This window comes from Streptomyces sp. NBC_00876, from assembly GCF_045207435.1.
Classification (GTDB): domain Bacteria; phylum Actinomycetota; class Actinomycetes; order Streptomycetales; family Streptomycetaceae; genus Streptomyces.
Genome location: NZ_CP108800.1, coordinates 2,003,116 through 2,015,653, shown reverse-complemented (window position 1 = coordinate 2,015,653; position 12,538 = coordinate 2,003,116). Strand labels below are relative to the sequence as shown.

Annotated in this window: 10 protein-coding genes and 1 tRNA gene; 2 read left to right on the top strand and 9 right to left on the bottom strand. The window is 67.0% G+C overall.

What is annotated here, in order from left to right; genetic code table 11:
* The first annotated feature begins 95 nt into the window (after window positions 1-95).
* Window positions 96-1,529: a pyruvate kinase gene (gene pyk, locus OG782_RS08855; protein WP_406449035.1), complete on the top strand. Its 1,434-nt coding sequence runs from the start codon at window positions 96-98 to the stop codon at window positions 1,527-1,529.
* Between the two features lie 9 nt (window positions 1,530-1,538).
* On the opposite strand, the gene OG782_RS08850 is transcribed toward pyk, so the two are convergent.
* A complete protein-coding gene (locus OG782_RS08850) occupies window positions 1,539-2,324 on the bottom strand; it encodes a helix-turn-helix domain-containing protein (protein ID WP_406449033.1) in 786 nt (261 codons plus the stop codon).
* Between the two features lie 82 nt (window positions 2,325-2,406).
* Window positions 2,407-2,493: transfer RNA gene (locus tag OG782_RS08845), tRNA-Leu, on the bottom strand.
* Between the two features lie 94 nt (window positions 2,494-2,587).
* Between OG782_RS08845 and OG782_RS08840 the strand changes: the two genes are divergently transcribed.
* The gene (locus OG782_RS08840) at window positions 2,588-3,238 is read left to right on the top strand and encodes an ANTAR domain-containing response regulator (RefSeq protein ID WP_406449031.1); all 651 of its coding nucleotides are present in this window, start codon (window positions 2,588-2,590) and stop codon (window positions 3,236-3,238) included.
* Between the two features lie 81 nt (window positions 3,239-3,319).
* Here OG782_RS08840 and OG782_RS08835 read toward each other — a convergent pair whose 3' ends face one another.
* The 7 genes from OG782_RS08835 to OG782_RS08805 all read right to left on the bottom strand — a co-directional run bounded on the left by OG782_RS08835 (window position 3,320) and on the right by OG782_RS08805 (window position 12,482).
* Window positions 3,320-4,036 (bottom strand): ABC transporter ATP-binding protein, encoded by a 717-nt coding sequence (locus OG782_RS08835; protein WP_406449029.1) that lies wholly within the window; start codon window positions 4,034-4,036, stop codon window positions 3,320-3,322.
* The gene (locus OG782_RS08830) at window positions 4,033-4,938 is read right to left on the bottom strand and encodes an ABC transporter ATP-binding protein (protein WP_406458935.1); all 906 of its coding nucleotides are present in this window, start codon (window positions 4,936-4,938) and stop codon (window positions 4,033-4,035) included. The genes OG782_RS08835 and OG782_RS08830 overlap by 4 nt, the downstream gene beginning before the upstream one ends.
* Before the next feature lie 5 nt (window positions 4,939-4,943).
* Window positions 4,944-6,731 (bottom strand): branched-chain amino acid ABC transporter permease, encoded by a 1,788-nt coding sequence (locus OG782_RS08825; RefSeq protein ID WP_406449027.1) that lies wholly within the window; start codon window positions 6,729-6,731, stop codon window positions 4,944-4,946.
* Between the two features lie 5 nt (window positions 6,732-6,736).
* On the bottom strand, window positions 6,737-7,666 hold the full coding sequence (locus OG782_RS08820) for a branched-chain amino acid ABC transporter permease (RefSeq protein WP_406449025.1): 930 nt from the start codon (window positions 7,664-7,666) through the stop codon (window positions 6,737-6,739).
* 101 nt (window positions 7,667-7,767) lie between these two features.
* The gene (locus tag OG782_RS08815; protein ID WP_406458933.1) at window positions 7,768-8,982 is read right to left on the bottom strand and encodes a branched-chain amino acid ABC transporter substrate-binding protein; all 1,215 of its coding nucleotides are present in this window, start codon (window positions 8,980-8,982) and stop codon (window positions 7,768-7,770) included.
* A 649-nt stretch (window positions 8,983-9,631) separates the two neighbouring features.
* A complete protein-coding gene (locus tag OG782_RS08810) occupies window positions 9,632-10,102 on the bottom strand; it encodes a PaaI family thioesterase (protein ID WP_406458931.1) in 471 nt (156 codons plus the stop codon).
* A 106-nt stretch (window positions 10,103-10,208) separates the two neighbouring features.
* A complete protein-coding gene (locus OG782_RS08805; RefSeq protein WP_406449023.1) occupies window positions 10,209-12,482 on the bottom strand; it encodes an FdhF/YdeP family oxidoreductase in 2,274 nt (757 codons plus the stop codon).
* Window positions 12,483-12,538 lie beyond the last annotated feature (56 nt).

Below are 12,538 nucleotides of genomic sequence, written 5' to 3'. Positions count from 1 at the left end.
CAATTCAACACTTGTCAATAACCCTTCACCCAAAGGTGGTTGAGCAGTCATGCGCAGCCAATTAACTACCCGTAGGTAAGGTCTAGGCTCAAACCATGCGCCGAGCAAAAATCGTTTGCACCCTAGGACCCGCCACCGACACATACGACCAGATCAAAGCCCTGGTCGACGCGGGAATGGACATCGCCCGCCTCAACCTCAGCCACGGCACCTACGCCGAACACGAAGAGCGATACCACCGCGTACGCAAAGCATCCGACGAGGCCGGACGCAGCGTCGGCATCCTCGCCGACCTTCAAGGCCCGAAGATCCGCCTCGGACGCTTCCGCGAAGGACCCGTACTCCTTGAACGCGGCGACGACTTCACCATCACCGTCGAACCCATGGAAGGCGACCGCAACACCTGCGGCACCACCTACACCGGCCTCGCCGCCGACGTCACCACCGGCGAACGCATCCTCATCGACGACGGCCGCGTCACCCTCGAAGTCACCGAAATCGACGGCCCCCGCGTCCACACCACCGTCATCGAAGGCGGCATGGTCTCCGACCACAAGGGACTCAACCTCCCCGGCGTCGCCGTCTCCGTCCCCGCCCTCTCCGAAAAAGACATCGACGACCTCCGCTGGGCCCTGCGCACCGGCGCCGACATCATCGCCCTCTCCTTCGTCCGCAGCGGACGCGACATCGAGGACGTCCACCGCATCATGGACGAGGAAGGCCGCCGCCTCCCCGTCATCGCCAAAGTCGAAAAACCCCAGGCCGTCGAGAACATCGACGACATCGTCGCCGCCTTCGACGGCATCATGGTCGCCCGAGGCGACCTCGGCGTCGAAATGCCCCTGGAACAGGTCCCGATCGTCCAGAAGCGCGCCATCAAACTCGCCAAGCGCAACGCCAAGCCGGTCATCGTCGCCACCCAGATGCTCGACTCGATGATCGACAACTCCCGCCCCACCCGCGCCGAAGCCTCCGACGTCGCCAACGCCGTCATCGACGGCACCGACGCCGTGATGCTCTCCGGCGAGACCAGCGTCGGCAAATACCCCATCGAAACGGTCCGCACGATGTCCCGCATCGTCGAAGCAGCCGAGGAGGACATCCTCGCCAAGGGCCTCCCGCCGCTCACCGAACGCAACAAACCCCGCACCCAGGGCGGCGCGGTCGCCCGCGCGGCAGCGGAGATGGGCGACTTCCTCGGCGCGAAGTTCCTGGTCGCCTTCACCCAGAGCGGCGACACGGTCAAACGCCTCTCCCGCTACCGCTCACCCATCCCGCTGCTCGCCTTCACCCCGGACCCGGCCACCCGCTCGCAGCTGAACCTGACGTGGGGCGTGGAGACGTTCCTGGGTCCGCACGTGGACTCGACGGATGCGATGGTGGCGCAGGTCGACGAGGAGCTGTTGAAGATCGGCCGGTGTCAGAAGGGTGACGTGGTGGTCATCACGGCCGGCTCCCCGCCGGGCGTCGCCGGCTCGACCAACCTGGTGCGCGTGCACCACATCGGCGAGGACGACAGCCCGAAGTAGGGGGCACGCTCAGTATTTCGGCCCGACGTGTGCATCCATGAGCGCTACGGATGCCCGTCGGGCGACGGAGATGTTGTACTCCTTGCCCGCGCGCGTGCAGTGCGTCCACTCGATGCCGAGCTTGTCGAGGGTGTCGGTGTAGAGCCGCCGGATGTCGTCCGAGACGTTGGTGAACCAGTACCGGGGGTACTCGTACCGCTTTCGCACGCCGCCGACCATCCTGGTGGTCCAGTTCATGTTCCGGCATCCGTCGGAGTGGATGAGGCCGCGGATGAAGTCCCAGGGGTGGGCGTCGACGATTTCCTGCTGCCAAGGGGCGAGGGCGATGAGGCGTTCGTGTTTTCTGCCGGGGCCGTGCTGAGGGAAGAGGCACCACAGATGCTTCGAGTACATCTTCACCTCGTGGCACCCCTTGCGGCGCACTCGGCACACGGAGTTCTCGGGGAAGACGGTGCGCATCGCGCTCTCGCACTGGTCCATGAGGCCGGGCCATGAATCGGCGCAGGTGACGGACAGGCTGGGCGTCTTCATGGCTCTGTTCTGGATGATGTGTCCATCGCCGAGGTAGAGGCCGAGAAGGTAAGCGTAGGCGGCTTGGTCCAGCTCGCCGTCGCATCGAGGGCAGAGGGAGAGATGGCGGCCGGGACACTCGCCGCGCTTGGCGCGGTCCATGTGCTTCCAATAGCTGATCGTGCCTGCCGGTACGTTCAGCTTCCGTGCCACGTCCGCGTTCCGTGCCCCACCCCGGAGGAGGGTGAGAGCTTTCTGTCGCATTTCCGTTCCGTGGAAGTTCACGCAACTACGATGGGTGATTGGACCCGACCGCATGCAACGAAAAGCGGATGTTCACGAGAACGTGAACATCCGCTTATCGGAATGGTGCCGGGTATGGGATTCGAACCCACATGTCCTTTCGGACAGAGGTGTTTGAGACCTCCGCGTCAGCCAATTGCGCCAACCCGGCTTGGCAACCGGTCAGAAGTGTACCTGGTAACAGAAGCGCAGAGCAGGTAGGTAGGCTGCTTCGCAGCAGTACCTGCCCTGAACCAAGGAGCCCCGTGACCACCCCCGAGTCGCCCCAGCCCGTCGCCGACGACGACAAGTCGCACGTCCCGCCGCTGACGACTCGCGTCGTCATCGCCGAGGACGAGGCGCTCATCCGCCTCGACCTCAAAGAGATGCTGGAGGAGGAGGGCTACGCGGTCGTCGGCGAGGCCGGGGATGGGCAGCAGGCGGTCGAGCTGGCCCGGGAGCACAAGCCCGACCTCGTCATCCTCGATGTGAAGATGCCGATCCTCGACGGGATCTCCGCAGCCGAGAAGATCGCGGAGGAGTCCATCGCGCCCGTCCTGATGCTCACCGCGTTCTCGCAGCGCGACCTCGTCGAGCGGGCCCGGGACGCCGGGGCGATGGCGTACCTCGTGAAGCCGTTCAGCAAGAGCGACGTGGTGCCGGCCATCGAGATGGCGGTGTCGCGGTTCGCGGAGCTGAAGGCGCTGGAGGGCGAGGTCGCCGACCTGTCGCAGCGGCTGGAGACACGGAAGCTCGTGGACCGGGCGAAGAGCATTCTGCAGACGGACTACGGCCTCTCCGAGCCCGCCGCGTTCCGGTGGATCCAGAAGACGTCGATGGACCGGCGGTTGTCGATGCAGCAGCTGGCGGAGGCGTTGATCGAGGACGCCGAGGAGAAGAAGCGGGCGGCGGAGTAGCCGTACTCGTACTCGTACATGAAGAAGGCCCGCGTCCCGGAGCAGAGCGTCCGGGGCGCGGGCCTTTTTCGTGTGTGCGGGTCAGTCCTCGCCGAGGTAGGCCTTGCGGACGGACTCGTCGTGGAGGAGGTCCGCTCCGGTGCCGGAGAGGACGATCTTGCCGATCTCCATGACGTGGCCCTGGTCCGCGAGGGAGAGGGCTGCCTGGGCGTTCTGCTCGACGAGCAGGATCGTGGTGCCCGAGGCCTTGAGTTCGACGATGGTCTCCATGATCTTCTGCATCATGATCGGGGAGAGGCCCATGGAGGGTTCGTCGAGCATGAGCAGTTTGGGCTGGGACATGAGGGCGCGTCCCATGGCGAGCATCTGCTGTTCGCCGCCCGAGAGGGTTCCGGCGGCCTGCTTCCGGCGTTCCCCGAGGATGGGGAAGAGGTCGTAGGCGCGCTGGATGTCCTTCTCGATGCCTGCCTTGTCGTTGCGGAGGTAGGCGCCGAGGAGGAGGTTCTCGGTGATCGTCAGCCGGGGGAAGATGTGGCGGCCCTCGGGGGAGTGGGCGAGGCCCAGGGAGACGATCTTGTGTGCGGGGATGTTGGTGAGCGGTTTGCCCTCGAAGAGGATGCGGCCGCCGATGGGTTTGAGCAGTCCGGAGAGGGTGCGCAGGGTGGTGGTCTTGCCGGCGCCGTTGGTGCCGATGAGGGTGACCACCTGGCCGGCGTCGACGGTGAAGGAGATGCCTTTGACGGCTTCGATCTTGCCGTAGGCGACGCGGAGGTCCTCGACCTCGAGCAGTGCGGTCATCGGGTGTCCTCCTCCTCGGTGGTGGTGTCCTTCGTGGTGGCGGTGGCCGTGTCGGCTTCCGCTCCGGCGACCGCTTCCGCTGCTTCGACCTCGGCGACTTCTTCGGCGCCGGGGGCGCCTTCGAAGGGGGTGCCGAGGTAGGCGGCGATGACTCGTTCGTCTCCCTGGACGACTTCCGCGGTGCCTTCGACGAGCTTTTCGCCCTGGACGAGGACGGCGACGCGGTCGCAGAGGTTGAAGATGAAGCGCATGTCGTGCTCGATGACGAGTACGGCGATGCCCTGGTCCCGGATGGCGAAGATGAGTTCTTCGGTGACGCGGGTTTCCTGGGGGTTCATGCCTGCGGTGGGCTCGTCCAGGAGGAGGAGGCCGGGGTCGCTGGCGAGGGCGCGGGCGATTTCCAGCTTGCGCTGGTCTCCGTAGGGGAGGTTGCGCGCGAGGTGGTCGGCCTTGTCCTGGAGGCCGATGAACTCCAGGAGTTCCATGGCGCGTTCGCGGCTGCCGTTCTCGGCCCTGGTGTAGCCGGGGAGGCGCAGGAGGGCTGACCAGAGGCCTTCTTTGGTTCTGGTGTGGCGTCCGACGAGGACGTTTTCCAGGACGGTCATGTTGGCGAAGAGCCTGATGTTCTGGAAGGTGCGGGCGATGCCGGCCTTGGTGACGAGGTGGGGCTTGGGGGGCAGGATGGTGCCCTTGTAGCTGACCTTGCCTTCGGTGGGGACGTAGAGGCCGGTGAGGCAGTTGAAGAAGGTGGTTTTGCCGGCGCCGTTGGGGCCGATGAGTCCGACGATTTCGCCTGCGTTGACGGTGAGGTCGACGCCTCGTACGGCGGTGAGTCCGCCGAAGCGCATGGTGACGCCGCTGGCGTCCAGGACGGTGGTCGCGGTTTTCGTGGTGGTGGTCATGGTGGTCACGCCCCCGCCTTCGCGATGCCGGCGTCGCTGTCCTGGGACTGCCGTGGTTCGGGTACGTCGATGGGCTCGTCGTTCTCGTGGAATTCGAGCTGTTTCCTGCGGTCGGCGACCAGGCCTTCGGGGCGGAAGCGCATCAGGAGGATGAGTGCGATGCCGAAGAGGAAGAGCTGGTAGTCCTGCATGAACTGCAGCTTGGCCGGGATGAGGTAGAGCAGTGCGGCGCCGACGAAGGGTCCGCTGAGGGTTCCCATGCCGCCGAGGATGACGGCGGCGAGGAGGAAGGCGGAGTTCGGGGGTACGGAGCCGGCGAACTGGTACTGCTCGGGTGTCACGGTGTAGTTGACGTGGGCCTGGACGGTTCCGGCGAGTCCGGCGAGGGTGGCGCCGAGGGCGAAGGCGAGGAGCTTGAGCCGGAAGGCGTTGATGCCCATGGCGGTGGCTGCGGTTTCGTCTTCGCGGATGGCGACCCAGGCGCGGCCGATGCGGGAGTCCCCGGAGCGGCGGAAGACCAGGACGACTACGGCGGTGACGACGAGCATCAGCAGGTAGTAGTTGGCGGGCCTGCTGAGGGTGAAGGGGCCGATTTCGTGGGTGAGTCCGAAGTCGATCCCGAAGAGGTTGAGGTCGGGGATGCTGGGGATGCCCTGGGAGCCGTTGGTGAGGTCGGGTCCGCTGTTGCCGTTGAGGTTGTTGACGGTGACGCGGAAGATCTCTCCGAAGCCGAGGGTGACGATGGCGAGGTAGTCGCCGCGCAGTCTCAGGGTGGGGGCGCCGATGAGGACGCCGAAGATCAGTGAGACGACTGCTCCGGTGAGTACGGCGGCCCAGAAGGGGAAGTGGACGCCGATGGCGGAGAGGGGTGCGCCGGAGACGAGGGCGGCGGTGTAGGCGCCGACTCCGAGGAAGGCGACGTAGCCGAGGTCGAGGAGGCCTGCGAGGCCGACGACGACGTTGAGGCCGAGTGCGACGGTGGCGAAGATGAGGATGTTCGCGCCGATGAGGGCGTATTCCGCGGTGTCCTGGGTGAAGGGGAAGCAGAAGGCTGCGGCCAGGGCTGCGGTGAGGGTGACGTTGCGGTGCTTCGTGGTCAGCGCGGTGATGCGGGCGATGAGTCCGGCCCGGGTGAGTGCGGTGAAGGTGAAGCCTGCGGTGATGAGGAAGCCGATGAACTGTTCGGATTCTTCGGTGGGGATGTCGATCCCGTAGGTGAAGAAGTACAGCGCGGCGCCGAAGGCGGCGGCGATGATGAGGATTTCGCCCCAGGCGGGGAGGGCCTTGGCGCGGCCGGCGGCGGGGGCGGCGAGGCTGTTGCGGAAGAGCTGCCAGGCGCCGGGCCGGGGTTGGTCGGCGGAGAGGGGTTCGTCGCTGGGGAGTGCGAGGGCGGCGAGGACGGCGATGAGTGCGCCGATGCCGCTGATCCAGGCTCCGGGTTCGAGGTTGACCGCGCCGCCGAGCTTGTAGGAGATCGCGCCCATGGTGTAGCCGGTGGTGCCGAGGGTGGCGAGGGCGAGGAGGCGGACGGGGCTGTTGGTGCCGCCGGGGGTGAGCCAGCGCAGGCCTCGGATGCCGTATCCGCAGAGGGTGAAGAGGAGGGTGAGGATCGCGGCTGTGAGGGTGAGGATCTGGAGGCCGCCGGGGTAGCCGGTGACGGTGAGGTCGCCGGGGAATTCGGAGGTCCAGGTCCAGGGGAGGAAGGTGCCGGTGAGTGCTGCTGCGGCGCCGACGAGGGTGGCGATCCGGGCGAGGGGGGCGGGCAGGGGGATGAGTGCTTTCTGGGTGGTCATCCGTATCACGCCCTGTCCGCGACGCGTTCGCCGAGCAGGCCCTGGGGCCGGAGCAGGAGGACGACGATGAGGAGGACGAAGGCCCATACGTCCTTCCAGGCGCCGCCGCCGAAGAGGTCCATGCCGGGGACGTCGCTCATGTAGCCGGTGGCGAGGGATTCGGCGACGCCGAGTACGACGCCGCCGAGCATGGCGCCGTAGATGTTGCCGATGCCGCCGAGTACGGCTGCGGTGAAGGCTTTGAGGCCCATGAGGAAGCCCATTTTGAAGCCGATCTGGCCGTTCTTGAGCCCGTAGGCGACGGCGGCGACGGCGGCGAACGCGGCACCGATGGCGAAGGCCATGACGATGATGCGGTCGGTGTTGATGCCCATGAGTTTGGCGGTGTCGGGGTCCTGGCTGGTGGCCTGCATGCCGCGGCCGGAGCGGGTCTTGGAGACGAAGAGCCCGAGGGCGATCATGCAGACGGGTGCGGCGATGAGGACGAAGAGGTCACCGCGTTGGATCTGGGCGCCGAAGAGGTCGAAGGCGTCGCCCTTGAACTGGGGGAAGGGGCGGTCCTTCGTGGCGTCGGGGTACCACTTCCAGATGGCCTGCTGGAGTGCGAGGGAGAGTCCGATCGCGGTGATCAGCGGGGCGAGTCTGGGGGCGGTGCGCAGGGGCCGGTAGGCGAAGCGTTCGGCTGCGACGCTGATGGCGACGGAGCATATGACGCCGCCGATGATCATGAGGGGGACGATTGCGAGGAGGTTGGCGCCGGCCGGCATCCAGAGGTACACGGTGAGTGCCCCGAAGCCTCCGATCATGAAGATCTCGCCGTGGGCGAAGTTGATGAGCTGGATGATTCCGTAGACCATCGTGTATCCGATCGCGATGAGTCCGTACATCGCGCCGAGGATGAGTCCATTGGCCAGCTGTTGCGGCAGTTCGTGCACCGCAGGGCCTCCGTGGAGTGGTTCGGATATGGCACCGCGCGGGAGCGCTCGTAGCGCTCCCGCGCGGTCTGGTGTCAGTCAGTGCGTGACCGGGGAGCTTGTTACGGCTTGTAGGCCTCGCTGAGCTTGGACGTCCACTTGCCGCCGTTGACCTGGTAGGCGGTCATCATGGTGTTGGTGGTGTCGCCGAACTCGTCGAAGGCGACGGGGCCGGTGACGCCGTCGAAGCTGACCTTGCTGACGGCTTCGAGGACCTTGGCGCGGGCGTCGTCGGGGAGCTTGCCGTCGTTGGCTGCGACGACGGCCTTGACGGCCTCGATGATGGACCAGGTGGCGTCGTAGGTGCCGCCGCCGTAGGCCTCGTAGGCGTCCTTGTATCCGGCGGTCTTGTAGTCCGCGATGAACTTCTTGGCGGACTCGAGCTCTTCGACGGGCTTGCCGACGGAGGTGGCGATGTCGCCCTGGGCCTTCTTGTTGAGCTTGATGTAGTCGGCGCTGTACATGCCGTCGCCGCCCATGAGGGGGATCTTGACGCTGTCCTTGAGCTGCTGGCTCAGGGGTGCGCCGGCGGGGTACTCGCCGCCGTAGTAGACGGCCTTGGCGCCGGACTTCTTGACCTTGGTGACGACGGCGTTGAAGTCGCGGTCGTCGGGGTTGACGTGGTCGGAGCCGGCGATCTTGCCGCCGAGTGCGGTGAACGTCGCCTTGAAGGAGGCTGCGAGACCGGCGCCGTAGGGCTTCTGGTCGTCGATGAGGTAGACCTGCTTGATCTTCGCGTTGTTGTACAGGTACTTCGCGGCGAAGGCGCCCTGGATCTGGTCCGTGGTGGCGGTGCGGAAGTAGGTCTTGAAGGGGCGCTTCTTGTCGCCGGTCTTCCAGTTGTTGCCCTGGGTCAGCTCGGTGCCCGTGTTGGCGGGGGAGATCTGGGTGAGGCCGGCGTCGTTGAGGGGCTTCTGCATCGACTGGGAGACGCCGGAGTTCAGCGGGCCGACGACGCCGAGGACCTTTTTGTTGTCGATGAACTTGGTGGCGTTCACCTGGCCGACGGAGGGCTGGGCCTGGTCGTCGAGGGCCTGGATCTCGAAGGTGATGCCCGGGACGGTCTTGTCCTTGTTCGCCGTCTTCGCGGCGAGGTCGGCGGAGTTCTTGATGCCGAGGCCGAGGGCGGACAGGTCACCGGTGGTGGGTGCGTCGACGCCGATGACGACGGTCTGGTTCTCGCCGCCGCCGCTGCTGTTGTTCTTGTCGTCGTCGCGCGACCCGCAGGCGGTGAGTGTCAGTGCTCCTGTGGTGAGCACTGTGGTGAGGATGAGCAAAGAACGGTGTCGCACGAAAGGTCCTTTCCCTGGCGCGGCCTCCTCTGCTTGAGGTGCCGTGTCGTTCGCCGGGCCGTACTGGTTGGTACAGGGCCGTGCTGCAGACGCGCCCGGCGGCGCGGTGACTGGCGGTGACTCTATGGGCAGGAAAGGGGGTCGGGGATGGGGGTGGAGCAGGATGTGACTGTCTTGTTATGCCCTTGAGCAAGGCTTGAGGTGGCTGTGTGGACATGTACGGCTTTTTACCGGACGGTGAAGTGACCGCATGCTGAGAACGTGCAGCTCTGTTAAGGGGCTTGAGCCGATCTTGGTGCTGTCGCGCGGTGGGGGGTGCGGGAGGGTGCCGGAGGGCGCGGCGGGGTGCCCGGTGCCTGCGGGGCCGGGTTGTGTGGGGTGCGTCGGGCGGGGTTCACATTGCGCACTTGTTACGCAGTGTTACTTCCGGGGTGGTGGGGTCGACGCGGTGTGGTGGGGGGCGCAGGGGGGCGTGGCTGATGAGTGGGCCACGGAACGGGTTGGGCGGTCAAGGGTGTTGGCTGCCGGTGTTGTGCAAGTTCTGTGTGTGGGGCGGGTGTTGTGCCCGGGTATGGCGCTGCCCGGCCGGATTGGGGATCCGGCCGGGCAGGTGGGTGGTGCGGGTGGTGCGGGGTCAGGGGGCGTCGGCCTTGGGTACGTCGCGGAGCAGGCAGGTGAGGCGGGCGGTGCAGACGCGTTTGCCGGTTTCGTCGGTGATGACGATTTCGTACGTGGCGGTGGTGCGGCCGCGGTGTACGGGGGTGGCGACGCCGGTGACGAGGCCGTTTCGTACCCCTCGGTGATGGGTGCAGTTCAGGTCGACGCCGACGGCGAGTTTGTGGGCGCCGCCGTGGAGCATGGTGCCGACGGAGCCGAGGGTCTCGGCGAGGACGGCGGAGGCGCCGCCGTGCAGGAGTCCGTAGGGCTGGGTGTTGCCTTCGACGGGCATGGTGCCGACGACGCGGTCCGCGGAGGCTTCGGTGATCTGTACGCCCATGCGTTCGCCGAGGTGGCCTGCGGAGAAGAGGGCGGGCAGGTCGACGCCGAGGGCGGCGTACTCGTCGATGATCTCCTGGGGGAAATTGGGTGCGGTGTGCTCGCCCATGGGTCCGGCTCCGATCGTCTGCGGTGGTGTGGCGCTGCTCTGTGTGGTGTGCACTGTTCTTATCAGACGGCTGAGCGGGCGCTTAGTGCGCCTGTCCCGGGGGGTGTCACCCGATGTTCTCGAAGCGGACCACGACGGACTTGCTGGCGGGGGTGTTGCTGGTGTCGGCGGTGGAGCCGAGGGGGACCAGCACATTGGTCTCGGGGTAGTAGGCGGCGGCGCAGCCCCGGGCGGTGGGGTAGTGGACGATGCGGAAGCCGGGGGCGCGTCGTTCCACTCCGTCCTTCCATTCGCTGACGAGGTCGGTGCGGGCGCCGTCGGTGAGGCCGAGTGCGGCGGCGTCGTCGGGGTTGACGAGGACGACGCGGCGGCCGTTCTTGATGCCGCGGTAGCGGTCGTCGAGGCCGTAGATGGTGGTGTTGTACTGGTCGTGGGAGCGCAGGGTCTGCAACAGGAGGCGGCCTTCGGGGAGTTCGGGGTACTCGACGGGGGCGGCGGTGAAGTTGGCCCTGCCGGTGGCGGTGGGGAAGCGGCGGGCGTCGCGGGGGCCGTGGGGGAGGGTGAATCCGTCGGGGTGGGCGACGCGGGCGTTGAAGTTCTCGAAGCCGGGGACGACGCGGGAGATGCGGTCGCGGATGGTCGCGTAGTCGTTCTCGAATGCTTCCCAGGGGGTGGTGGAGGCGGGTCCGAGTACGGCGCGGGCGAGGCGGGCGACGATGGCGGGTTCGGAGAGCAGGTGGGGGCTTGCGGGGGTGAGGTTGCCGCGGGAGGCGTGCACCTTGCTCATGGAGTCCTCGACGGTGACGAACTGTCTGCCGCCGGCCTGGACGTCCTTGTCGGTGCGGCCCAGGGTGGGCAGGATCAGGGCGCGGGTGCCGGTGACGGCGTGGGAGCGGTTGAGTTTGGTGGAGACGTGGACGGTGAGGCGTGCGGTGCGCATCGCGGCCTCGGTGATGTGGGTGTCGGGGGTGGCGGCGACGAAGTTGCCGCCCATGGCGAAGAAGACCTTGGCGTCGCCGTCGCGCAGGGCCTGGATGGAGCGGACCACGTCGTAGCCGTGGTGGCGCGGTGAGGTGATGGAGAATTCCTTGTCGAGGGCGTCGAGGAATGCGGGTGCGGGCCTTTCGAAGATGCCCATGGTGCGGTCGCCCTGGACGTTGGAGTGGCCGCGGACGGGGCAGACGCCGGCGCCGGGGCGGCCGATGTTGCCGCGGAGCAGAAGGAAGTTGACGACTTCGCGGATGGTCGGTACGGAGTGTTTGTGCTGGGTGAGGCCCATGGCCCAGCACACGATGGTGCGCTTCGACGCGAGAACCATGGCGAGGGCTTCTTCGATGGCGGTGCGGTCGAGGCCGGTGGCGGTGAGGGTCTGTTCCCAGTCGGCTTCGGCTGCCGCTGCGGCGAACTCCTCGTAGCCGTGGGTGTGTTCGGCGACGAATTTCTTGTCGACGGCGCCCTCGGTGCCGAGGATCATTTTGTTGAGGAGCCGGAAGAGGGCTTGGTCGCCGCCGATGCGGATCTGGAGGAACAGGTCGTTGAGGGCGGCGCCCCTGACCATGCCGAGGGGGGTCTGCGGGTTCTTGAAGCGTTCGAGTCCGGCCTCGGGCAGCGGGTTCACCGAGATGATCTTCGCGCCTGCGGACTTGGCCTTCTCCAGTGCGGAGAGCATCCGGGGGTGGTTGGTGCCGGGGTTCTGTCCGGCGACGATGATCAGGTCGGCCTGGTGGAGGTCTTCCAGGGAGACGGAGCCCTTGCCGATGCCGATGGTCTCGGTGAGGGCCGAGCCGGAGGATTCGTGGCACATGTTGGAGCAGTCGGGCAGGTTGTTGGTGCCGTATTCGCGGGCGAACAGCTGGAGCAGGAACGCGGCTTCGTTGCTGGTGCGCCCGGAGGTGTAGAAGAGCGCTTCGTCGGGGGAGGCGAGTGCGCGGAGTTCCTCGGCGATGACGGCGAAGGCGCGCTCCCAGGTCACGGCCTCGTAGCGGTCGGCTCCTTCGGGCAGGTACATGGGCTGCGTGATGCGGCCCTGCTGGCCGAGCCAGTAGCCGCTGCGGGTGGCGAGGTCGGATACGGGGTGTGCGGCGAAGAAGTCCGGGGTGACGCGGCGCAGCGTCGCTTCCTCGGCGACGGCCTTGGCGCCGTTCTCGCAGAATTCGGCGGTGTGCCGTTTGCCGCCCTCGGGCCAGGCGCAGCCGGGGCAGTCGAAGCCGTCCTTCTGGTTGACCTTGAGGAGGGTCTGCGCGGTGCGGCGGATGCCCATCTGCTGGTGGGAGATGCGCAGGCTGTGGGCGACGGCGGGCAGTCCGGCGGCGGCGTGCGGGGCCGGTCCGACGTGCGGTGCGTCCTGGACGGGGTCTCCCGTGGGCGGCTTGGTGGCCATCGTGCTCCCCTTTGAGCCGGCTGCGGGCCGGTGTGCGGTCCGCTGTGCGTGATTCG

Excerpts from the sequence above, each read along its gene's own strand:
- pyk (WP_406449035.1), top strand. The coding sequence starts at position 96 with ATGCGCCGAGCAAAAATCGTTTGCACCCTAGGACCCGCCACCGACACA.
- OG782_RS08835 (WP_406449029.1), bottom strand. The coding sequence starts at position 4,036 with ATGACCGCACTGCTCGAGGTCGAGGACCTCCGCGTCGCCTACGGCAAG.
- OG782_RS08830 (WP_406458935.1), bottom strand. The coding sequence starts at position 4,938 with ATGACCACCACCACGAAAACCGCGACCACCGTCCTGGACGCCAGCGGC.
- OG782_RS08825 (WP_406449027.1), bottom strand. The coding sequence starts at position 6,731 with ATGACCACCCAGAAAGCACTCATCCCCCTGCCCGCCCCCCTCGCCCGG.
- OG782_RS08810 (WP_406458931.1), bottom strand. The coding sequence starts at position 10,102 with ATGGGCGAGCACACCGCACCCAATTTCCCCCAGGAGATCATCGACGAG.
- OG782_RS08805 (WP_406449023.1), bottom strand. The coding sequence starts at position 12,482 with ATGGCCACCAAGCCGCCCACGGGAGACCCCGTCCAGGACGCACCGCAC.